Source organism: Arthrobacter sp. Bz4, from assembly GCF_003075455.1.
Classification (GTDB): Bacteria; Actinomycetota; Actinomycetes; order Actinomycetales; family Micrococcaceae; genus Arthrobacter_D.
Genome location: NZ_QDAE01000016.1, coordinates 22,776 through 44,051, shown reverse-complemented (window position 1 = coordinate 44,051; position 21,276 = coordinate 22,776). Strand labels below are relative to the sequence as shown.

Annotated in this window: 21 protein-coding genes; 6 read left to right on the top strand and 15 right to left on the bottom strand. The window is 63.4% G+C overall.

Going from position 1 to position 21,276, the window contains the following annotated elements:
• Positions 1–248 precede the first annotated feature (248 nt).
• The 9 genes from DDA93_RS12155 to DDA93_RS12115 form a co-directional block, all read right to left on the bottom strand.
• Positions 249–1,541 carry a thymidine phosphorylase gene (locus DDA93_RS12155; RefSeq protein ID WP_116778917.1) on the bottom strand — a complete coding sequence of 431 codons (1,293 nt, stop codon included), beginning with the start codon at positions 1,539–1,541 and terminating at the stop codon, positions 249–251.
• Positions 1,542–1,600: 59 nt separating this feature from the next.
• Positions 1,601–2,011 carry a cytidine deaminase gene (locus DDA93_RS12150; RefSeq protein ID WP_026041196.1) on the bottom strand — a complete coding sequence of 137 codons (411 nt, stop codon included), beginning with the start codon at positions 2,009–2,011 and terminating at the stop codon, positions 1,601–1,603.
• Between the two features lie 2 nt (positions 2,012–2,013).
• Positions 2,014–3,300 carry an ABC transporter permease gene (locus DDA93_RS12145; RefSeq protein ID WP_116778916.1) on the bottom strand — a complete coding sequence of 429 codons (1,287 nt, stop codon included), beginning with the start codon at positions 3,298–3,300 and terminating at the stop codon, positions 2,014–2,016.
• A complete protein-coding gene (locus DDA93_RS12140; RefSeq protein WP_116778915.1) occupies positions 3,297–4,541 on the bottom strand; it encodes an ABC transporter permease in 1,245 nt (414 codons plus the stop codon). The genes DDA93_RS12145 and DDA93_RS12140 overlap by 4 nt, the downstream gene beginning before the upstream one ends.
• A complete protein-coding gene (locus DDA93_RS12135; RefSeq protein ID WP_116778914.1) occupies positions 4,538–6,073 on the bottom strand; it encodes an ABC transporter ATP-binding protein in 1,536 nt (511 codons plus the stop codon). The genes DDA93_RS12140 and DDA93_RS12135 overlap by 4 nt, the downstream gene beginning before the upstream one ends.
• A gap of 163 nt (positions 6,074–6,236) precedes the next feature.
• Positions 6,237–7,307: a BMP family ABC transporter substrate-binding protein gene (locus DDA93_RS12130; RefSeq protein WP_165802630.1), complete on the bottom strand. Its 1,071-nt coding sequence runs from the start codon at positions 7,305–7,307 to the stop codon at positions 6,237–6,239.
• Between the two features lie 259 nt (positions 7,308–7,566).
• Positions 7,567–8,610 (bottom strand): LLM class flavin-dependent oxidoreductase, encoded by a 1,044-nt coding sequence (locus DDA93_RS12125; RefSeq protein ID WP_116778912.1) that lies wholly within the window; start codon positions 8,608–8,610, stop codon positions 7,567–7,569.
• A gap of 101 nt (positions 8,611–8,711) precedes the next feature.
• Positions 8,712–9,857, bottom strand: a complete 1,146-nt coding sequence (locus DDA93_RS12120) for an amidohydrolase (protein ID WP_243400613.1) — start codon at positions 9,855–9,857, stop codon at positions 8,712–8,714.
• Between the two features lie 147 nt (positions 9,858–10,004).
• Positions 10,005–11,144, bottom strand: a complete 1,140-nt coding sequence (locus DDA93_RS12115) for a mannose-1-phosphate guanylyltransferase (protein WP_019483690.1) — start codon at positions 11,142–11,144, stop codon at positions 10,005–10,007.
• Between the two features lie 252 nt (positions 11,145–11,396).
• Between DDA93_RS12115 and sdhC the strand changes: the two genes are divergently transcribed.
• From sdhC to DDA93_RS12095, 4 genes are all read left to right on the top strand, one after another.
• Positions 11,397–11,774 (top strand): succinate dehydrogenase, cytochrome b556 subunit, encoded by a 378-nt coding sequence (sdhC, locus tag DDA93_RS12110; RefSeq protein ID WP_083850950.1) that lies wholly within the window; start codon positions 11,397–11,399, stop codon positions 11,772–11,774.
• A gap of 3 nt (positions 11,775–11,777) precedes the next feature.
• Positions 11,778–12,245, top strand: a complete 468-nt coding sequence (locus tag DDA93_RS12105) for a succinate dehydrogenase hydrophobic membrane anchor subunit (RefSeq protein ID WP_019483692.1) — start codon at positions 11,778–11,780, stop codon at positions 12,243–12,245.
• A 61-nt stretch (positions 12,246–12,306) separates the two neighbouring features.
• The gene (gene sdhA, locus DDA93_RS12100; protein WP_019483693.1) at positions 12,307–14,085 is read left to right on the top strand and encodes a succinate dehydrogenase flavoprotein subunit; all 1,779 of its coding nucleotides are present in this window, start codon (positions 12,307–12,309) and stop codon (positions 14,083–14,085) included.
• Positions 14,085–14,873 carry a succinate dehydrogenase iron-sulfur subunit gene (locus tag DDA93_RS12095; RefSeq protein ID WP_019483694.1) on the top strand — a complete coding sequence of 263 codons (789 nt, stop codon included), beginning with the start codon at positions 14,085–14,087 and terminating at the stop codon, positions 14,871–14,873. Before sdhA ends, DDA93_RS12095 begins: the two co-directional genes overlap by 1 nt.
• Positions 14,874–14,986: 113 nt before the next feature.
• On the opposite strand, the gene DDA93_RS12090 is transcribed toward DDA93_RS12095, so the two are convergent.
• The 5 genes from DDA93_RS12090 to DDA93_RS12070 form a co-directional block, all read right to left on the bottom strand.
• The gene (locus DDA93_RS12090) at positions 14,987–16,087 is read right to left on the bottom strand and encodes a YihY/virulence factor BrkB family protein (protein WP_116778910.1); all 1,101 of its coding nucleotides are present in this window, start codon (positions 16,085–16,087) and stop codon (positions 14,987–14,989) included.
• On the bottom strand, positions 16,050–16,613 hold the full coding sequence (locus DDA93_RS12085) for a 2'-5' RNA ligase family protein (RefSeq protein ID WP_050994846.1): 564 nt from the start codon (positions 16,611–16,613) through the stop codon (positions 16,050–16,052). Before DDA93_RS12085 ends, DDA93_RS12090 begins: the two co-directional genes overlap by 38 nt.
• A 61-nt stretch (positions 16,614–16,674) precedes the next feature.
• Positions 16,675–17,709 (bottom strand): tryptophan--tRNA ligase, encoded by a 1,035-nt coding sequence (trpS, locus tag DDA93_RS12080; RefSeq protein WP_019481994.1) that lies wholly within the window; start codon positions 17,707–17,709, stop codon positions 16,675–16,677.
• Between the two features lie 19 nt (positions 17,710–17,728).
• Positions 17,729–18,544, bottom strand: a complete 816-nt coding sequence (locus tag DDA93_RS12075; protein WP_116778930.1) for an exodeoxyribonuclease III — start codon at positions 18,542–18,544, stop codon at positions 17,729–17,731.
• 105 nt (positions 18,545–18,649) lie between these two features.
• Positions 18,650–19,189 (bottom strand): hypothetical protein, encoded by a 540-nt coding sequence (locus tag DDA93_RS12070; protein WP_019481992.1) that lies wholly within the window; start codon positions 19,187–19,189, stop codon positions 18,650–18,652.
• Positions 19,190–19,362: 173 nt separating this feature from the next.
• Between DDA93_RS12070 and DDA93_RS12065 the strand changes: the two genes are divergently transcribed.
• Positions 19,363–20,145, top strand: a complete 783-nt coding sequence (locus tag DDA93_RS12065; protein WP_116778909.1) for a CHRD domain-containing protein — start codon at positions 19,363–19,365, stop codon at positions 20,143–20,145.
• Between the two features lie 16 nt (positions 20,146–20,161).
• Positions 20,162–20,854 carry a class F sortase gene (locus tag DDA93_RS12060; RefSeq protein WP_165802627.1) on the top strand — a complete coding sequence of 231 codons (693 nt, stop codon included), beginning with the start codon at positions 20,162–20,164 and terminating at the stop codon, positions 20,852–20,854.
• Positions 20,855–20,872: 18 nt separating this feature from the next.
• Here the strand turns inward: DDA93_RS12060 and DDA93_RS12055 are convergent, their stop codons facing one another.
• Positions 20,873–21,232 (bottom strand): VOC family protein, encoded by a 360-nt coding sequence (locus tag DDA93_RS12055; RefSeq protein ID WP_019481989.1) that lies wholly within the window; start codon positions 21,230–21,232, stop codon positions 20,873–20,875.
• Positions 21,233–21,276 lie beyond the last annotated feature (44 nt).

Here is a 21,276-nt window from a genome sequence, read left to right as displayed (position 1 = left end):
TCCCCTGACACAACCCCTGTTTCCCTCAGGGCTGAGGCCGGTTGCGTCAGGGCCCGGTTGTGTCAATGCCCGGTTGGTCGGGCCAGGTTGGTCGGGCCAGGTTGTTCGGTCGCCGTGATACCTCAACGTTAGGGCGAGGAGGTCCCGGACCGCGTCGCCCGTTCGGCTGATCTTTGGGCTGCCCGCATCCACCCACAGGGGGACATCACCGCCAGGACAGTCCGGCGGCGGCGCGCTCGGCGCGGCTGTTACGCCTCGGCGATACGGTCCAGGATCAGCTGATAATTGGGCCTGGATCCTTCGGGCGCAATGACGACGGCGCCGTCGAGCGCCTCGCGTGCCCGATCGAACTTCTCGGGGGTATCGGTCAGCAGGGTCATCAGCGGCTCGCCAGCCCGCACCAGAGCACCGGGCTTGGCGTGCATCCGGATTCCGGCCCCTGCCTGCACCGCATCTTCCTTACGGGCACGTCCCGCGCCGAGGCGCCAGGCGGCAACCCCAACGGACAGCGCATCCAGTTCCACCAGAACCCCGTCAGCGGGAGCAAAGATAGTCTCGGATTCCTTGGCTACCGGCAGGGTTGCGCGGGGATCGCCGCCCTGGGCTTCGATCATTTTGTTCCACACGTCCATGGCGCGCCCGTCCTGCAGCGCGGCGGCCGGATCCGCGTCCTTCACCCCGGCGCAGGCAAGCATTTCCTCCGCAAGTCTGACGGTCAGTTCGACGACGTCCTGCGGGCCGCCGCCGGCCAGCACCTCAACCGATTCCTCAACCTCGATGGCGTTGCCTGCGGTGAGGCCCAGTGGGGTCGCCATGTTCGTGAGCAACGCAACGGTGTTGACGCCCGCGTCCTGGCCCAGGGCGACCATGGTGCGGGCCAGCTCGCGGGCCTGCTCCAGATTCTTCATGAACGCGCCGCTACCGACCTTGACGTCGAGCACCAGCGACCCTGTGCCTTCGGCGATTTTCTTGCTCATGATTGAGGAGGCAATGAGCGGGATCGCTTCGACCGTACCCGTCACGTCACGCAGCGCGTAGAGCTTCTTGTCGGCGGGCGCCAGACCGGCTCCCGCAGCGCAGATCACGGCTCCGACGTCGGCCAGTTGGCGCATCATTTCGTCGTTTGTCAGGTCGGCGCGCCAGCCGGGGATGGACTCCAGCTTGTCCAGGGTGCCCCCGGTGTGGCCCAGTCCACGCCCCGAGAGCTGCGGGACTGCTACCCCGAAGACCGCGACCAGGGGTGCCAGTGGGAGCGTGATCTTGTCGCCGACGCCGCCCGTCGAGTGTTTGTCGCTGGTGGCTTTGCCGAGCGACGAGAAGTCCATCCGCTCACCGGAGGCGATCATCGCCGTCGTCCACTGGCTGATTTCCTCACGGTTCATGCCGTTAAGGAGGATCGCCATGTTGAGGGCGGCCATTTGCTCATCGGCGATGGCACCGCGGGTGTACGCGTCGATGGTCCAGTCGATCTGCGCCGGGCTGAGGGTGCCTTTGTCCCGCTTGATCCGGATGATGTCGACGGCGTCGAACTGCTCAGACATGAGTGGGGGTGTCCTTTACTTCATAAGTTTTGGTGGGCATGGGATCCGCTTGCTGAGTTTCAGGCGAGGTGCTCGGGGCCGAACGCGTCGGGGAGCACCTCATCCATGGTCTTGATGCCGCTGACCGTCAGGAGCAACATTCCGGGCGCCCGGAACTCGTACAGGAGCTGCCGGCAGCGCCCGCAGGGCATCAGGGTGTTGCCGTCGCCGTCAACACAGCTGAATGCGACGAGCTTGCCGCCGCCGGTCATTTGCAGTTGGCTCACCAGTGAGCACTCAGCGCAGAGGGTCAACCCGTAGGAGGCGTTCTCTACATTGCACCCGGAGACGATACGCCCGTCATCGGTCAGGGCTGCTGCACCGACCGGGAACTTGGAGTACGGCACATAGGCGCGGCGCATCGCTTCGGTTGCGGCCTGGGTGAGCTGGTCCCAGGGAATCCGGTCCGGTTCAGGGGCCGTCGAGGTCACGATCACTCCTTCATGTACGGGGTGCCGCTGGCTGCCGGGGGCCGGGAACGTCCGACGAGTCCAGCGACGGCGAGAATGGTGACAATGTACGGGAGCATGGCCATGAACTGGCTCGGCACTGACGTGCCGACGATAGATAGCACGTACTGCAGGTTGGTGAAGAAGCCGAAGAGGAGTGCTGCGAAGAACGCTCCGATTGGGTTCCACCGCCCGAAGATCAGTGCGGCCAGGGCAATATAGCCGGCGCCCGCCGTCATATCCCTGGAGAAAGCGCTCACGGAGACGAGGGTGAAGAAGGCTCCACCGAACCCGGCCACTGCTCCGCCGAGCAACACGTTCCAGAATCGGGTCGAGTTGACCTTGATGCCCATGGTGTCCGCTGCCTGCGGGTGCTCGCCGACGGCCCTCACGCGCAGCCCCCACTTGGTGTGGAAGAGCCCGATGTAGATCACAATCACTGCCACATACATGAGGTAGCCGACGATGCTCTGCTTGAACAGGATCGCACCGATGATCGGAAGTTCGGAGAGTAGCGGGATGCTGATGTCCGGCAAGCTGGGCGGCGAGTTGAACGCGCCGGGGTCGCGGCTCAGGAGAGTCGAGGCGAGGAACCCGGTGAGGCCCGAAACCAGCACGTTCAAAACCACGCCGACAATGATCTGGTTCACGAAATACTTGATGCTGAACACCGCGAGGACCAGGGAAACCATGGTTCCGGCGAAAGCAGCGGCGATCAGCCCCACGTAGGCGTTGCCGGAGATCGAGGCTGCTACTGCCGCCGCAAACGCGCCGGACAGCAGTTGACCCTCGATCGCAATGTTCACTACCCCCACGCGTTCACACAGGACACCCGAGAGGGAGCCGAAGATCAGCGGAATGGCGAGGGTGACCGACCCCGCGATCAGGCCGGACAGCGAGATGCTGGGAGTGTTGGCGCTTCCCACCACCCAGGTGAGGAAACCGATCATGAACAGCACACCGTAGATGATCGGGATCCACTTGTTGAGCTTTCGGCCGTTCCTGACCTGCAGGAACGCGTAGACCGCGAGCAGGGTCAGTGCGACGGCGGTGAACCAACCCACCGCTGTTGCGGGCAACGCGACATCGGCCAGCCGGAACCGGTCCGAATCGTCGGAGATACGGAAGACCGCCGTCTGGGCGGGGCTACCCGCGGCAAACACCAGCAGGGCGACCAGGGCGCCGATACCGAACCCGATGGGCGCTTTCCAGTTCCTCACTGTTGCGCCTGGCGCCTGCTTCTTGGGCCGCGCTTCTGTTGCGGTGCTCACGCCAGGCCTCCAGCTGCAGTTGGGGTGGTGATGTCCTCGGACCGGTCAGGCTTGTTGGACTTCTTTTTCTTCTTTTTCTGGTCGATTCTGAAGATAGCTTTGATCAGGGGCGGCGCCGCAATGAACAGCACGATCAGTGACTGCACCACAAGGACTATGTCGATGGGGGTGCCGGTCTGGGTCTGCATCTGGACCCCGCCGGCGCGGAACGCGCCGAACAGCAACCCGGCGAAGAAGACCCCCCAGGGGTGGGACCGGCCCAGCAGCGCGACGGTGATCGCGTCGAAGCCGAAGCTGGCGGCGATACCGCCTGTGAGGACCTTCTCGGTGCCAGCGACCTGGGCGACGCCAGCAAGTCCCGCAAGCCCGCCGGCGAGCATCATGACCACGACGTACCCTTTGGTCACACTGATACCGGCGGTACGGGCGGCGTGCGGGTTGGCGCCGACCGCACGGAGTTCGAACCCGGTGGTTGAGCGGTTCAGCAGCCACCACACGCCGTAGGTCGCGGCAATTGCGACGAGGAAACCGAGATGCAATCGGTAGCCGGATCCCAGGATCAGCGGGAACATTGCCGAGTCATCGAGTCGGGGGCTGATGGGGTTGGACGACCCGGGGTTCTGGAAGGCCGGTGTGAATAGCAGGTAGGCCACCAGGTACACGGCAACATAGTTGAGCATGATGGTGACAATCACCTCGTGGGCACCGGTGCGGGCCTTGAGAATGCCCGGGATGAAACCCCACAGGGCGCCACCAATGAACCCGGCGAGCACTGCTATCAACAGGTGAATACCTGGCGGCAGTTCGAGGGTGAAACCCACCCAGGCCGCGAAGGTCGCGCCGATGATGATCTGGCCCTGGGCGCCGATGTTGAACAGTCCGGTGCGGAACGCGATGGCCACGCCGAGGCCGGCGAGGATCAGCGGGGTCGCGACGGTGAGTGTTTCGGTGAATGGCCGGATCGATCCGGCCAAGGTATCGGCACGAGGGTTGAACACGGCGCCCTGGAACAGGGCAATGTAGGCACCGCTCGCCGCTTCCCAGGCCGCCGAAAGCATGTCACCGGGGCGGCTGAAGAAGTACGACGACGTCTCGGCGACCCGCTCGTCAGTCACTGCGATGAGTAGCCCACCGAGCACGATCGACAGCACTACCGACAGCAGTGCCACCAGTGTACTTCCGCCCATGAGCCGGTGCAGGACGCTGCGTGAGGAATCGCCGGATTGCGACTGTGAACTCATTTTTTCTCCTCCGCGGACTGGCCAAACGCCTCGTCCGCCGTCATTCCGGCCATCATCAATCCGAGGATGTCACGAGTGGTGTCTCCGGGGACCACACCCATCAGCTTTCCGCGATGCAGCACGGCGATCCGGTCAGCCAGTTCACTGATTTCGTCGAGCTCGGTGGACACGATCATCACCGGGGTGCCGCCGTCGCGCTCCTGGACAATGCGCTTATGCAGGAACTCGATGGAACCGACGTCGACGCCGCGGGTGGGCTGGGAAGCGATGAACAGGTGCAGTGGCCGTGAAAGTTCGCGTGCCAGCACCACCTTTTGCTGGTTTCCGCCGGACAGCGTGCCCACAGCTGACTCGGCTGACTGGGTACGCACGTCATATTCTTCGATCTTCGCTGTGGCGTTGGCCTGCACCACCGCGGGTTTCATGGCCAGGCCCTTGGCAAAGGGGGGTTCGTTGTACCAGTTGAGGATCAGGTTCTCGGCTACGGAGAAACTCCCGACCAGCCCGTCGACCGTGCGGTCCTCGGGAACGAAGCCGACGCCCTGCCGGATCACCTGGCTGGCTTTCATCCCGATCAGCTCGGTGCCCTTGAGCGTGATTGAGCCGCTGGTATGGGGCTGCAGGCCCATAATCGCTTCGGTCAGTTCGGTCTGCCCATTGCCCTGGACGCCCGCGACGGCGAGGATCTCTCCTTCGGCGATGTCGAACGTGACGTCGTCGACCAGGCGTTGCCCGGTGGCAGACAGGACCGTGAGGTTCCGGACCTGGAAGGTGCGTTCTCCCGGGGTCGCTGGTGCCTTGTTAAGGCTCAGGCTGACCTGGCGGCCGACCATCATGTTCGCGAGGTCGGTGGTGCTGGTGCTCGGTGCAACGCTGCTCACCACCGCGCCGCGGCGGATCACGGTGATCACGTCGGAGACGGCGCGGACCTCCCGCAACTTGTGCGAGATGAACACAATGGCTGTGCCGGCTGCTTTGAGCTGCCCGATGATTTCAATGAGTTCGTCGGTTTCCTGGGGGGTCAGGACTGCTGTGGGTTCATCGAGGATCAGGATGCTCGCGTTGCGAACGAGGGCCTTGATGATCTCGACCCGCTGCTGGACGCCGACGGGGAGGTCCTCGATCAGGGCGTCGGGGTCGACGTCGAACCCGTACCGTTCGGAGATGTCCCGGATCTTGGCACGGGTTTTCTCCAGATCGAGGATCCCACCGGCGCGGGTGAACTCGTCCCCCAACGCCACATTCTCGGCGACGGTGAAGACCGGGACCAGCATGAAATGCTGGTGCACCATGCCGATTCCCGCGGCCATCGCATCGCCCGGACCATTAAAGGTCACTTCCTTGCCGTCGAGCAGAATGCTGCCTTCGGTAGGCTCGTAAAGTCCATAGAGGACATTCATCAGAGTGGACTTGCCTGCGCCATTTTCGCCCAGCAGGCAGTGCACTTCGCCCGGTTTGACGATCAGATCGATGGAGTCGTTGGCCACCAGGGTGCCAAACCTCTTTGTTATTCCCTGCAGTTCGAGCAGCAACGGACTCCAACCACCTGTTCTGGGTCAGGACCAGATAACAGCGGAGGGAGCCGCTGAACTGGTCGATAAGATTTCGCTGGTCACCAGCCTAAACGCAAAACGCGCCACCGGTCCGTGTGCGGTATATCCTCACGCGGAGCGGCGGCGCGTTATGCCAGAGCTGTTACTGCTGTGGGCTGGCTTCAGATTCCACAACGATGTCCCCTGAAATGATGCCGGCTTCGATCTCTTCCAACTCGGCCATCAGTTCCTCGGACACGGCGTCCTCCTGATCGTGGAATGGCGCGAGGGCCACGCCACCGTTTTCCAAGGTGCCAACGTACGGGGTGTTGTCGAAGCTGTCATCAACGTCGGTGCTGATAACTTCTTCAACTGCCTCGCCCATGAGCTTCATGACCGAGGTCAGGATGTACTCGTTACCGGCGTTGACGGTCAGGAATCCGTCGGAGTCAACCCAGATCACCTTGGCGTCGGCGCCGTCGGCGTTGGCTTCCTCGACTGCTTCAATGGTGCCTGCACCAACAGGACCGGCGACCGGCATGATGATGTCGGCGCCTTCGTTGATGAAGTTTTCGGTGTTGGTCTTGCCGTTGGCGAGGGACTCGAAGTCGCCGGTGAAGGTGCCGGTCTGAGCTTCCTTGTCCCAGCCGAGCAGCTGGACGTCGGCGTCCTTCTGCTCGTTGTAGTAGGCAACGCCATCGGCGAAACCGTCCATGAAGATGGTGACGGTCGGGATCTGGATGCCGCCGTAGGTGGCTACAGTGCCGGTCTCGGTGGTGCCAGCGGCCGTGTAGCCAGCGAGGAAGGCGGCCTGGGCCGTGTCGTAGATGATGGGCTTGACGTTCGGCAACTCGATCTGGTTGTCATCGACGATGGCGAAGTTGGTGTCAGGGTTTGCCTCGGCTGCCTCGGCGGTGGTTGCTGAGAGGAGGAATCCGACGGTGACGATCATGTCGCAACCCTCGGTGACCATCGAGTTGACGTTGGGGCCGAAGTCAGTCTCGGCCTGCGACTCGGCCTGGCGGACCTCAATGCCGAGGTTTTCCTGGGCAGCGGTGATGCCCTCGTAGCTGGACTGGTTGAACGACTCGTCGTCGAAACCGCCCTGGTCAGAGACGATGCAACCGGTGTAGTCGATCGAGGCTGCAGTTGCTTCGGCACTCTCATCCGAGCCTGCGGTGTCTTCAGGTGCCGCGCCGCAACCGGCGAGCAGCAGTGCCGAAACACCGAGCATCGCGGCTGAGAGGGCCGTCTTGTTGTTGAGGCGCGTAGTGGTGCGCTGTGAGTTCTTCAAAATTCCTCCAGAAAGAAATGGGCCCCACGGCTGAAGACCTCAATGAGTGACCGCCCGTTACCACGCGAACGTGTGCAGAGCTCTGTTTTCACTGATTTTTCGTAGGCACTGGGCCGTGCCGGGGCCGGCACGATATGAGCATACTCTAGCGGCGTGCCGGCCCCGCACCTACCAAATCAGGCGACGGAAATCACATTGTTCAGGATTTGTTACCAACGGGTATTGCGTTGGAAACAGTCTCGGACCACGCGGCGCTCAGCGCCTCCAACGAGGAGATCCGGGAGGCGACGTCGTACGTGGTTCCGGTGACCATCAGCTCGTTCACCCCAGTGCGCTGGACCAGGTCATCGAGGCGTTGGACCACCTGTGCCGGTGTGCCCACTGCCTTGATGGCCGGGAGATGATCGAGCACCATAAGTTCCTGGTCCGTGAGAACGCGGGCTGCGGCGGCTTCAGGGGAGACGATCGGGCCCAGCTGCCCGGAACGGAGAGCCAACGCCATGATCCGGGCGGGGCCGGCCAGGTATTGCGCTTCCTCCTCGGTGTCGGCGGTGAGCGCCGACGTGGCCAGCATGGAGTGCGGCTCATCGAGGACCGGGGAGGGCTGGAAGTTGGACCGGTAGAGGTTCATGATGGCTGCCGGGTCCTCGTTGCCGAAGTGATGGGCGTAGCTGTACCGGACGCCGAGCATGCCGGCGAGCTGCGCGGAATATCCGCTGGAGCCCAGCAGCCAGACCTCGGGGGAACTGGTTGCCGACGGCGTTGCAACCAGATTCAGCGCCTGATCCGGCGATCGGTGGTCGCCGAGCAGGCTCATTACCTGGAGGACGTGCTGGGGGAACTCTTCCACGCCAAGACCACCGGCTTGCCGCCGCAGCGCCATCGCCGTGGCCTGATCCGTGCCGGGGGCCCTGCCGATGCCCAGGTCAATCCGGTTCGGGTAGAGCGCTTCGAGCAGCGCGAACTGCTCGGCGACCACAAATGGCGCATGGTTGGGGAGCATCACTCCCCCGGAGCCGAGCCGGATCCGCTCGGTCCTTGACGCCAGATGCGCCATCAGGACGGGCGGGGAGGTGGACGCAACGGCAGGCATGTTGTGGTGTTCGGCAACCCAGAAGCGCCTGAACCCCAACCGGTCGGCTGCCTGCGCAAGGGTGGTGCTGTCGGCTAGTGCCTGCCCGGAGGACTTTCCGACGCCCACTGTGGCGAGATCGAGGACTGACAGGGGCGGACGGGTATTCACTGATGTACTCACATGGGGGTAACCCGCCCCGTGCCGGCTCTATTCCGTCCGGCCCCACCACCCGGGATCGATCCCGGGGCGGTGGCCCGATCCCAGGGGGCCTAGTACCTCACGCCGCGGATGGCCCGGAGGGCCGCGTTGGCCATCACCCGGACCCCGCAGCTGATGGCGTGTTCATCAGGGTTGTAATCGCCACGGTGCAGGTCGTAGGTCTCGCCACCGTGGGTCCGTGTGCCAAGACGCATCATGGCGCCGGGCACTGCCTGGGTCATCCAGGCGAAGTCTTCGCCGCCCATCGACTGCGGGGTGAGCACGACGGCGTCCGGCCCCAGTTCCGCCCGGGCCGCCGCTTCGAGCAGGCCGGTCTCCGCCTCGGTGTTGATGACCGGCGGCACTCCGCGGGTGTGTTCCAGGTGGACGTCGACGCCGAAGGGCGCGGCGATCTGGCGCACGGTACTGTCCAACAGATCACCGGCAGCCTCCCAGGCCTCCCCGTCCAGGCACCTCATGGTGCCGGACATGAAACCGTGGCCGGGGATCGCGTTTGGTGCGCTGCCGGCGTGGATCTGCCCCCAAACCACCGAGACGGCGCTGCGGACGTCGATTCGGCGGGACAGCACGGCTGGAACGTTCACGGCAATGTTCGCCAGCGCGAACACCAGGTCCTCGGTCAGATGGGGGCGTGAGGTGTGCCCGCCCCTCCCGGTGAGCTCCACCCGGACGGTGTCCGACGCGGAGGTGATCGCGCCGATCCGGGTACCCACGAGGCCGACGTCGATGTGGGGATCACAGTGCAACGCAACAATGCGGGGCACATCGGCGAGCACTCCCTGCTCAATGACTTCCAGCGCACCACCGGGCATCATCTCTTCAGCAGGCTGGAAGATGACTCGGATGCGGCCGCCCAGCGGTCCGTCGTCGTGCATTTTCGCCAGGACCAGCGCAACGCCGAGCATCACCGTCGCATGAATGTCGTGCCCGCAGGCGTGGGCAATGCCGGTCGACGCCGAGGCGTACGGCAGCCCCGTCTCTTCAAGTACCGGCAGCGCGTCAATGTCGGCGCGCAGCCCCAAGCGGATGGGGCCTTCACCAATGTCGACGTAGAGGCCCGTATATTCGAGCCGCTGCGGCGCCAACCCTGCCGCCGCCAGGCGTTCGACCAGCTGGTCTGTGGTGCGGTATTCCTTGTGCGAAAGTTCGGGGTGCATGTGCAGATCGCGCCGGAACCGGGTCAGCTCCTCGAGCATGGGGGCAAGCCACACGCCGATGGGAGGGGCTGCTGACGGAACGGGTGGCGCACTGCGGTTGGTTTGCACCACTCCAGCCTAGCCACAGCCGGTCCACACCATAGAACTGTGTGGCAGCATGAAGCGTCCGGATGCACCCCAGTGGAGCTACAGGACGTCGGTTTCGCCGCTGGCGCGCAGGTGCTCGACGGCCTTTTTCACTTCCTGGGCGTGCTCCTTGGTGGTCACGAGCAGGGCATCGGGGGTGTCGACAATAACGACGTCGTCGATCCCGATCAACGCGATCACCCGTTTGGTATCCGAGACGACGATGCCCGAGGCGTTGTCGGAGAACACCCTGGCCCCTTCGCCCATCACTGTCAGCTTGCTGTTTTCGATGGCCGGGTTCAGGCGACCGATGGCGGCGAAGTCCCCGACGTCGTCCCAGCTGAAGTTCCCGGGAATCATTGCGACGTCGCCGGCAGCGGCGGCCGGTTCAGCGACAGCGTAGTCAATGGCGATCTTCGGGAGGGTAGGCCAGACCCGCCGGGCAACCTCGACCCGTGATGGGGTATCCCAGGCCCGGGCAATCTCGGTCAGGCCGGTGTAGAGCTCGGGCTCGTTCGCTTCCAGGTGGCGGAGCATCAGTGCCACCGGGGCGACGAACATCCCGGCGTTCCAGCTGTAATCTCCGGTCTCAAGGTAGCCGCGCGCCACCTCTTCGGAAGGTTTCTCGACGAACTCAATGACGGCGTGGGCGCTGGGCGCACCCTCGATGTGGAGGTTCCTGCCAGCCCTGATGTACCCAAATCCGGTGGCGGGGAGGGTGGGCTTGATTCCAATGGTGACGATATACCCCTGCGCTGCGGTGTGGATCGCCTCGCGGACTGCCTCCTGGAACACCTCGACCGGGGTGATGACCTGGTCGGCCGCGAAGGATCCCATGATGATCTCGGGGTCACGCTGGTACAGGATCGCTGCAGCAAGGCCGATCGCCGCCGCGGAGTCCTTGGGCTCACTCTCCAGGACCAGATTAGCGTCCTGGATTTCCGGGATTTGCTTCAGAACTGCGCGACGGTGCACCTTCCCGGTGACCACCATGATGCGGTCCCCGGTCAGGGGCCCGAGCCGATCGTAGGTGGCACGGATCAGGGTACTGCCGGATCCGGTCAGGTCGTGCAGGAATTTGGGAGCAGCGGCCCGCGACAGCGGCCAGAGACGCGTCCCGACCCCTCCGGCGGGTATTACGCCGTAGAAACGTCGGAGCGCCTCGTCTGGATTTTGGGCACCAGCCCTTTGCGTAGTCATCGTTTCCACGGTAGTGCACTCCACAAAATTCTCGCGGCTCAACGCGTTCGCGGCGTGCGCTGACCCGGTCGGCGCCTGTCAAGAGGCCCGCCACCATAGCCCCTGTTAAAAATGTCACAGCGTAGGGAAGCCTAAATTGTCTGCGCAGGTGACGGAGCCTACATTAGGATCAAGTGAAGAGTGCTTTCGCATCGGCGTCTTACCTGCGTGGCAGACACGCAAACGCCGGGCGTTGCAGGGGAGGTTATTTCAGTGTCGAAGACACCAGCAGGCACCCTTTATCGCGGCCGTGAAGGCATGTGGTCCTGGGTAGCCCATCGTATTACCGGAGTAGTGATCTTCTTCTTCCTCCTGGTCCATGTGCTTGACACCTCGTTGGTGCGCGTGTCCCCCGAGGCTTATGACGCAGTGATCGAGTCCTATAAGAACCCCATCATGGGCCTGGGCGAACTTGGGTTGGTAGCAGCGATCGTGTTCCACGCGTTCAATGGTCTGCGCGTCATCCTGATCGACTTCTGGAAAAAAGGTCCCAAGTATCAGCGTCAGCTGCTCTGGGGCGTCGTCGGGCTGTGGGCAGTCACCATGGTCGCGTTCTCCATCCGTCATCTCGCGGTTGTCTTCGGAGGTTAAGCCATGACTAACCCAGTAATTGAAAGTCCCCGCTCGGGACGCGTTGCGCCCGAGTACACGCGCACTGGTGCCAGCAAGGGCAACTTTGAAATGGTGGCCTGGCTGTTTATGCGGGTCTCCGGCGTCATCCTGGTGGTGCTGATCTTCGTCCACCTGTGGACCTCGCTGATCGACGGCGACGGCATCAAGGGTGTCGACTTCGGCTTCGTCGCAGGCAAGTGGGCAAGTCCCATCTGGCAGATCTGGGACCTGGTGATGCTGTGGCTGGCCATGCTGCACGGCACCAACGGTGTTCGCACCATCATCAATGACTACGCCGAGAAGGACTCCACCCGGTTCTGGCTCAAGAGCGTTCTTTACGCCTCCACCGTCGTTATCATCGTGCTCGGCACCCTGGTGATCTTCACCTTCGATCCGTGCCCCGTGATCGACGGCGTGGCGCATGTAGCGCCATACTGCCCGGCCCCGTAGGGCTCTCGACGCTTCCGGCCGCCGGCGCGGCCGTTCGGTAACAACAGAAAGAACAACACGTATGCAGGTCCACAAGTACGACGTCGTAATCGTGGGTGCCGGCGGCGCCGGTATGCGCGCCGCCATCGAATCCGGTCAGCGCGCGAAGACGGCAGTACTGACCAAGCTGTACCCGACCCGCTCCCACACTGGCGCGGCGCAGGGTGGCATGTGCGCGGCCCTGGCGAACGTTGAGGAAGACAACTGGGAATGGCACACCTTCGACACCGTCAAGGGTGGCGATTACCTGGTTGACCAGGACGCTGCGGAGGTAATGGCGAAAGAAGCCATTGACGCCGTGCTCGACCTTGAGAAGATGGGCCTGCCGTTCAACCGCACGCCCGAAGGCCGGATTGACCAGCGTCGCTTCGGCGGTCACACCCGTGACCACGGCAAGGCCCCCGTCCGCCGGTCCTGCTACGCGGCTGACCGCACCGGTCACATGATCCTCCAGACGCTTTACCAAAACTGTGTCAAGCACAACGTCGAGTTCTACAACGAGTACTACGTCCTCGACCTCCTGACCGTTCAGGAGGAAGTGACTGTCGACGGCGTGACCAAGCTGCAGACCAGGGTTGCCGGAGTTGTCTCCTACGATCTGGCCACGGGCGAGCTGCACGTGTTCCAGGCCAAGTCGATCATCTTCGCCTCCGGCGGCGTCGGGAAGGTCTACAAGACCACCTCCAACGCGCACACCCTGACCGGTGACGGCATGGGCATCGCCTTCCGCCGCGGCATCCCCCTGGAAGACATGGAGTTCTTCCAGTTCCACCCGACCGGTCTGGCCGGTCTGGGCATCCTGCTCTCGGAGGCTGCCCGCGGTGAGGGCGCGATCCTGCGTAACTCGGAGGGTGAGCGCTTCATGGAGCGCTACGCCCCCACCATCAAGGACCTGGCGCCCCGCGACATTGTGGCCCGTTCCATGGCCAACGAGGTGCGGGAAGGCCGCGGTTGCGGCCCCAACAAGGATTACGTCCTGTTGGACCTCACCCACCTGGAACCCGCTCACATTGATGCCAAGCTTCCGGACATCACCGAGTTCGCGCGGACCTATTTGGGTGTGGAACCGTACACCGAGCCGGTCCCCGTGTTCCCCACGGCCCACTACGCGATGGGTGGCATCCCCACCAACATCAAGGCGGAGGTGCTGCAGGACAACGACACCGTGGTGCCGGGCCTGTACGCCGCCGGTGAAGTGGCGTGTGTGTCGGTGCACGGCTCGAACCGCCTGGGCACCAACTCGCTGCTGGACATCAACGTGTTCGGTAAGCGTGCCGGGATCTACGCGGCCGAATACGCGCTGACCGCCGACTTCATCGAGATCCCCGAGAACCCCCTCACGGAAACGCAGTCGCTGCTGGACACGATGCGCAGCTCCGAGGGTGGCGAACGGGTGGCGCAGATCCGCAAGGAACTGCAGGACATCATGGACGCCAATGTCCAGGTATTCCGCACCGAGGAGACCCTGCTGGAGGCACTCAGCGTCATCGATGGTCTCGAAGAGCGGTACAAGCACGTCACCGTCCAGGACAAGGGCAAGCGTTTCAACCTTGACCTGCTGGAAGCCGTCGAGCTGGGTTTCCTGCTCGACATGGCCAAGGTCATGACCGCCGCTGCCTTGCACCGGAAGGAATCCCGCGGGGGCCACTTCCGCGAAGATTTCCCCGAGCGGGACGACGAGAACTACATGACCCACTCGATGGCATACAAAGATCCAACGGCCACCGAAACATCCGGCGTGCGTCTGAAGACCAAGCCGGTTGTCTTTACCCGTTACCAGCCCATGGAGCGTAAGTACTAATGAGCACCGAAACAGTCGAAAGAGAACCAGCCTCCAAAATCGAGCTCGCGCCGGGAATCGGCGGCGGCGGAGAAATCCCGACGTTCGACATCACGCTCAAGGTCCGCCGGTACAACCCCGAGGTCTCGGACGAGGCCCACTGGGACGAGTGGAACCTCACCATGTACGGCACGGACCGCGTGCTCGATGCCCTTCACAAGGTCAAGTGGGAGCATGACGGCACGGTAACCTTCCGGCGCTCCTGCGCCCACGGGGTCTGCGGCTCCGACGCCATGCGGATCAACGGCCGTAACCGATTGGCCTGCAAGACCCTGCTGAAGGATCTCGACACGTCGAAGCCCATCCTGGTGGAACCCATCAAGGGCCTCCCCGTGGAGAAGGATCTGATTGTCGACATGGAACCGTTCTTCCAGTCATTCCGTGAGGTCATGCCGTTCCTGGTCAACCGCGGACACGAGCCCACCAAGGAGCGTCTGCAGTCCTCCGAGGAGCGCGAACGCTTCGACGACACCACCAAGTGCATCCTGTGCGCCGCGTGCACCTCGTCCTGCCCGGTCTTCTGGACCGATGGCCAGTACTTTGGCCCAGCAGCGATCGTGAACGCCCACCGGTTCATCTTCGACTCGCGCGACGATGCCGGCGACATGCGCCTCGAGATCCTGAATGACAAGGAAGGTGTGTGGCGGTGCCGCACCACGTTCAACTGCACCGAAGCCTGCCCCCGTGGCATCCAGGTCACCAAGGCCATTGCTGAGGTCAAGCAGGCCATTCTGAGCCGCAAGATCTAGTTGGTCACCACCCGCATTATGCGGTGATCGTCGACGTCGGCCCGGTCGCGCTACCCAGCGTGACCGGGCCGACGTTTCTGATTAACGGGGGCCGCTCCCCCGTCGCAGGCTCGCTAGTCTTTCCGCCGTCCTGCAACGCGGCTGCGCTGCTTTAGCGACCGGCCATGCCGTGGAGCGAGCCCCGCTTCGGCGTCGGCGGCACCAATGGCGCCCCACGCCGCAGCAAGCAGGTAGACCTGGCTGAGCAGGAAGAACCAGACAATCAAACCGACGACGACGGTGAAAGGCGCCAACAGTGGGTTGCCTCCACCCACGCTGCCGAGGAGCAGGGTGCTGAACGTCCGCAGCACAGTGCTTCCAACCGCGGTGACCAGCGACGACTGGATGAGCAGGCGCCGTGTCTGATTGATTCCCGAGGCACGGCGGAACAGGATCACGGCCACGGCGAAGTCCAGGACCAGCATGATGGCTACCCCGGCGAGCTGCGTGAAAGGCCGCCCGGTGTCGCCGAACCCCAGCCAGTCGAACACCACGTCCAGAAGGGTGTTGGCAACCAGGCCAACCACGGTGGTGAGGATCATCGCTACCCCCAACACGAGCAGCGTCCCCAGATCCTGGACCCGGATCAGGATGGGGTGTCTAGGGATTGGGGGGAGGGCGAAGATGCCTCTCATCGCCTGCCTGACACCGGCAATCCAGCCCAAGGCGGTGATTGCCGTGATGATCGTGGAGACGATCAGGGTGAGGGTCAAGCCATCCCCTGCATTGAAAAGCTGTTCGGGGGTGGCCAGACCGGGACCGTCCTCCTCCATTTTGAGGATGCCCGGTGCCGCCGAATTCACCGTTTCGACGATCAGGTTCTGCAACGGTGCATTCCCGGAGACCACCAGACCGAGAATCGAGAAACCGGCGAGTAACAGTGATGCCATGGAGAAGAACAGCCTGTACGCAATACCCGCTGCCATGAGCGGACCACGCCGGACCGCGTACAGATGGAACACCCGCACTGGCCGGAGGACGAAGATCCGCGCCAGGAGGTAGTTGATGGTCGCCATTATCAGTGGCAAACCCGTTGTGCCCCGCCGTTTCACCTTGCCCAGATCGCGGCGGGCGTCAATCACCTTCAGTTTGAGGTGGGTTAGCTCGGCCGGACGAGGCTCGTTGTAGAAGTCGGTCTCAGCCGGGGTGATCGCCCTGGTTTTGATCTTGGCCAAAGCTTAGCTCTTCCCTCAGTCGCCAGATACCGCACGAATCGTGCTCATACAACCCCATAGTACGGACCATGAAGGAAGCCTCGAACCCCTTCAACCGGGCCTCCGCGCCGTCCATGCTCGCCACACTGACATCGTGGGCGACCGTCACATGCGGGTGGAAAGGGAACTCCAGCGACCGCTCCAGTGGCCCGCGCTGGAGTTTGGTGTGCAGGTCCACGCAATCCTCGAAGCCATCCTCCAAGTTGAGGAACACCACTGGGGAGACGGGCCTGAACGTTCCCGTACTTTTCAACGTCACGGTGAAGGCGTGCTGTCCGCGGGCAACCTCACGGACGTGCTCGATGGTTGCGTCCCAGTCCGTTGCCGGGGTGGTTGTCACGAGGGTGATGTGGGCCGGAATGAGATCAGCCATCGGATCACCAAAGGATGCGCGCCAGCGTCCGAGCTCCGCCGCCAGCGGCTCAGGTACCGCGATGACCACACCGACGCAGCTCTGCGAGGCGCCGGCTGCCGGTGGCACGGCCATCCCCTCGGCCGGTGCCTGCTGGTGGCTGGTAGTGGTGGAGCTGATCGGCTGGTCCATGCGGTTAGCGCGCACCGCCCAGCGGTGGGAGGAAGCCGACCTTCGAATACACGTCGGCGAGGGTGGCTGACGCGATGGTGCGTGCCTTCTCGGCACCGCGGGCCAGGAGCCTGTCCAGTTCGGCTGGATCGGCAAGCAGTTCCTCGGTGCGGAGGCGGATCGGCTCAAGGTGGGTCACCACGATGTCCGCCAACTCGGTTTTCAGGTGCCCGTACATCCGCCCCTGGAAGTCCCCGACGACGTCGTCAATGGTCTTGCCGGTGAGCATCGAGTAAATGGTGAGAAGGTTCGAGATGCCCGGCTTGGCTTCCTTATCGAAGCGGATCTCGGTATCGGTATCAGTGACCGCCGACTTGATCCGCTTGGCCGTCACCTTCGGGTCATCCATCAGGTTGATCAGTCCCGTCGCCGAGCTCGCCGACTTGGACATTTTCGCCGTGGGGTTCTGCAGGTCGTAGATTTTCGCCGATTCCTTCTGGATGAAGGGCTTCGGCACCACGAACGCTTCGCCGAACCGGGAGTTGAACCGCTGCGCCAGGTCGCGACTGAGTTCGACGTGCTGCCTCTGGTCCTCCCCTACTGGCACGCCCTCCGGCTGATACAGGAGGATGTCGGCGGCCTGAAGGATGGGGTAGGTGAACAGCCCCACGCTCGCCGCATCGGCGCCCTGTTTCTGTGACTTGTCCTTGAACTGGGTCATCCGTGACGCCTCGCCAAACCCGGTGATGCAGTTCAGCACCCACCCGAGCTGAGCGTGTTCCGGCACGTGTGACTGCACAAACAAGGTGCACTTATCAACGTCGACGCCGCCGGCAATGTACTGCGCGGCGGTGCGGCGGGTGCGTTCTGCAAGCTCGCCCGGTTCCTGCGGAACAGTGATCGCGTGCAGGTCGGGAATGAAGTAGATTGCCTCATACTCGTCCTGCATCCGCACCCAGTGCACCAGCGCCCCGAGGTAGTTGCCCAGGTGGAGGGACTCGCCCGAAGGCTGCATGCCGGAGAGCACCCGCTGCCGTGCACCGTTAGTGGTAGTCGTCATGGTTACAGAATCCTGAAAGTTAGAGCCGGTAATCGACTACCAGCGGAGCGTGGTCTGAGAAGCGCGTGTCATACGAGGGTGCACGGTCGACGACGGCGTCTGCTGCAGCGGCAGCGAGGCCCTCGGTGGCGAGGTGGTAGTCAATCCGCCAACCGGTGTCGTTGTCGAACGCCTGACCGCGCCAGGACCACCAGGTGTAGGGGCCGTCGACGTCGCCCGCGAGGCGGCGGTGCACATCAACGAAGCCGAACTCGTCATCAAAGAACCGGTCAAAGTAGGCGCGTTCCTCGGGCAGGAAACCCGCCTTCTTCACGTTGCCTTTCCAGTTGCGGATATCGAGTTGGGTGTGCCCCACGTTGAGGTCACCCACCAGCAGGGTGTGGTCCCGGGTGCGGCGCAGTTCCGGCAGCCGCTCCGAAATCACGTCGAGGAATCGGTACTTGTCGTCCTGCTTGGGGCTGTCGACTTCACCCGAGTGCACATACGCGCTGACGACGGTGAGGGTTACTCCCCCAAGCTCAAAATCTGCTTCGACCCACCGCCCGGCGGTGGCGAAGTAGTCGTCGCCGATATGGGTGCGGGTTGCGGTCGGTGCGATTCGCGAGGCGATCGCGACTCCGGCGCGGCCCTTGGCCTCGGCTTCGGCATGCAGGATGTGCCACGATTCCCCAAGGAGCCCTCTGAGGACGTCGTCGGGTGCACGGACCTCCTGGAGGCAGAGGATGTCGATCTCTCGTTCCGCGAGCCAGTCGGCCATGCCTCGTTTGTAGGCCGCACGGATACCGTTGACGTTGACCGTGGCGACGCGCAGGAGTGACCCGTTGGCTCGGGACAACCCATCGGTGAAAGCTGTCGTTGCTGCAGTGGAACTCACCCGCTCCACCCTACCCGAGCGCTCTGACGAATGAGGGCGAAAAAGAGGCGGCGTTGGTTGCCCTTGTCAGTCGACAACGGTGCCCTCCACCGGTCCGTCATCGTTCTTCTTCATCATCGACCGGGCGTTGTGCGACGTGATCTCGATGGTCTCGAGCGCCCGCCCCACCGTCTCCTCGTCGCTGGACTTCCCCGCGGCCAGATGGTCCCGGATTACCCGCACCTGAACCTGAACAATTTTGAAGCTGTGGTCCAGTTTCATGTCGCGGGCCAAAGTGGCCTCATCGACCACCCCGGTGCTGGTGGAATCCTGGATGCCGTTGGCACGGTTGAACTGCTGCTGGGCCTCGTTGATCCGCGCCGCCGCATTGCGGGCTGCCGTCCTGAGGCTGAAGACCACGAAGCTGAAGACCAGGAGCCAGCCCAGCGAGATGATGGCAACCAGCCATCCGACGACGTCGTTCTGGTTGGCGGCAAAGACCACAGCCACCAGGAAGACGATCAACATAATGCTCATCCCGATGGTGCCCATGCGCAGGCTCAGGCCTCGACCCGCTCCCGCTGGGGTGCCGGACTCGAACGGTTTCTGGTTCCCAAGAGGCTTCATACCCCCATTCTCGCAAATGGGGGCAGGGAAGGAATGACCTTCCACCGTTGGCGAACGCTCAGGCTCAAAACTTTATTTTATTCCCCACCCATCCGTGATCGGCACCACTCCGAAGTATTAGTATGTGTGCTGATCATTGCGCGCTAACACTCGCTCTATGGAGGAAAAATCACATGAATAAGAACTTGCGTCTTCTCGCAGTCCCCACCCTCGCCCTCGGCATGGTTGCCATGGCCGGTGCGCCAGCAATGGCCGACCACGCCAACGGCTCATACACGGTCGACTTCCAGCAGCTCAGCGGCACCACCGGTACCGCTACGTTCGCGATGGACATCGATGACAAGACTGCCACCGTAAACCTTCAGGTCTCCGGTCTCGGCGAAACCTTCATGGATGCGCCGTACCCACACGTACAGCACATCCACGGTGGCGCGCAGGGCACCTGCCCCACCATGGCCGATGACGCCGATGGTGACGGCATCCTCTCCACCACCGAAGGCGCAGCCGCCTACGGTGGCATCCAGACCACTTTGGGCACCAGCGGCGACACCAGCCCAGCTGCCGGCCTGAACCTTGAGCTCGCCGGCCAGGGTGGAAACTACTCCATCGAGCGCACCTTCGAGATGAACGCCGAGACCCTCGACGCCATCGAAGCCGGGACCGCCGTCGTCGTCATCCACGGCCTCGATCCAGCAACGTCAAGCTCCGAAGAGGCCTTCAACGCTCCCTCGGACCTCGAGCCTTCACTTCCACTGGGCGCCACCTCACCAGCACTCTGTGGTGTTGTGACCGCTTCACAGATGGGTGAAATGCCTGAGGGCGGCGCCGACACCGGTGTTGCACAGTCCACGTCAAACAACAACATGGGCATGCTCGCCCTCGGAGGTGGCCTCGTTCTGGCTGCTGCCGTTGGTGGCACCTACGTTGTTCGCCGCAACGCTGCAGACAACGCATAAGGAATAGTCTGATTTCATGATCAGCGCTAAAAACGGTCGTCGTCGAGGCTTTGTGGCCTCGGCGGCGACCGCCCTTTTGATTCTTACCGCCTGCGGTGCCGACACACCCCCTGAAGGCACGGGGCCTGCCGCGCCGAGCCCTTCGGCGTCGTCCTCGGCTGCGCCTTCGACCGCCACGCCTTCCAGCCCGGCACCTACCTCTGCTGCGTCAGAGGCCCCCAGTGCGGTCCCCACCCCGGAGCTGCCCGCGGTCCTTGAAGCGTCCAAGCCGGTGTCGTTCAACATTCCCACGATCGCCGCTGAATCCGAGCTGCTGCATCTCGGGCTCCGGGACAATGGCTCCCTTGAGGTGCCGCCCGATGGACCTGGGGCGCCAGCGAGTTGGTATGACCAGTCCCCCACCTCGGGCGAACGGGGGCCATCCGTCCTGCTCGGCCATGTCAATGCGACCGGTGGCGGCCCAGGCGTGTTCGCCGACCTGCGCGCCCTGCAGGCCGGCGACGAGATCAACGTGGTCCGCGAGGATGGGAGCACTGCCGTGTTCGCCGTCGACCGCGGCGAGCAGTACCAGAAAGACGACTTCCCCACCCTTGAGGTCTACGGAAATACTGACGCCGCCGAGCTGCGCCTGATCACCTGCGACGGCTACAACCCGGAGACCGGCGAGTTTGACGACAACTACGTGGTCTACGCGACTCTCGTACCGTAAGCCAGTTCGGTGGCCTGGTTACCAGCTGACGAGGCAGAACGGGTGCCCGGCCGGGTCGAGGAAGACCCGGTGGGCTTTGGAGCCTGAGTTCATGCTCACGGCGCCCAAGGCCAGGACTTTCGCCTCGGCAATGTCCAGGTCATCGACCCGAACATCGAGGTGCACCTGCTGCGGCAGGTCCTGGCTGGGCCAGCGGGGCGGCGTGTAGTCGCTCACCCGTTGGAAGCCGAGCGCGGGCCGGTCCGGCGCATCGCCGATGGAGATCCACCCGTCGTCGTCGTGCTGGACCCTGATCATGCCGAGCAGGTCCTCGTAGAACGACGCGAGCCGATCGGTGTCTGGACAGTCGAAAACGGTGGCTTGCCACTTTCCAATCATGCTCCAGTATGTTCCAGCCTCCCTCCGGGATGGAACCCCTTCGA

Coding starts and splice junctions, on each gene's coding strand:
- DDA93_RS12155 (WP_116778917.1), bottom strand. CDS start 1,541: ATGTCTGAGCAGTTCGACGCCGTCGACATCATCCGGATCAAGCGGGAC.
- DDA93_RS12140 (WP_116778915.1), bottom strand. CDS start 4,541: ATGAGTTCACAGTCGCAATCCGGCGATTCCTCACGCAGCGTCCTGCAC.
- DDA93_RS12130 (WP_165802630.1), bottom strand. CDS start 7,307: ATGCTCGGTGTTTCGGCACTGCTGCTCGCCGGTTGCGGCGCGGCACCT.
- DDA93_RS12120 (WP_243400613.1), bottom strand. CDS start 9,857: ATGCTCGAGGAGCTGACCCGGTTCCGGCGCGATCTGCACATGCACCCC.
- DDA93_RS12115 (WP_019483690.1), bottom strand. CDS start 11,144: ATGACTACGCAAAGGGCTGGTGCCCAAAATCCAGACGAGGCGCTCCGA.
- DDA93_RS12105 (WP_019483692.1), top strand. CDS start 11,778: ATGACTAACCCAGTAATTGAAAGTCCCCGCTCGGGACGCGTTGCGCCC.
- sdhA (WP_019483693.1), top strand. CDS start 12,307: ATGCAGGTCCACAAGTACGACGTCGTAATCGTGGGTGCCGGCGGCGCC.
- DDA93_RS12095 (WP_019483694.1), top strand. CDS start 14,085: ATGAGCACCGAAACAGTCGAAAGAGAACCAGCCTCCAAAATCGAGCTC.
- DDA93_RS12085 (WP_050994846.1), bottom strand. CDS start 16,613: ATGGCCGTGCCACCGGCAGCCGGCGCCTCGCAGAGCTGCGTCGGTGTG.
- trpS (WP_019481994.1), bottom strand. CDS start 17,709: ATGACGACTACCACTAACGGTGCACGGCAGCGGGTGCTCTCCGGCATG.
- DDA93_RS12070 (WP_019481992.1), bottom strand. CDS start 19,189: ATGAAGCCTCTTGGGAACCAGAAACCGTTCGAGTCCGGCACCCCAGCG.
- DDA93_RS12065 (WP_116778909.1), top strand. CDS start 19,363: ATGAATAAGAACTTGCGTCTTCTCGCAGTCCCCACCCTCGCCCTCGGC.
- DDA93_RS12060 (WP_165802627.1), top strand. CDS start 20,162: ATGATCAGCGCTAAAAACGGTCGTCGTCGAGGCTTTGTGGCCTCGGCG.
- DDA93_RS12055 (WP_019481989.1), bottom strand. CDS start 21,232: ATGATTGGAAAGTGGCAAGCCACCGTTTTCGACTGTCCAGACACCGAT.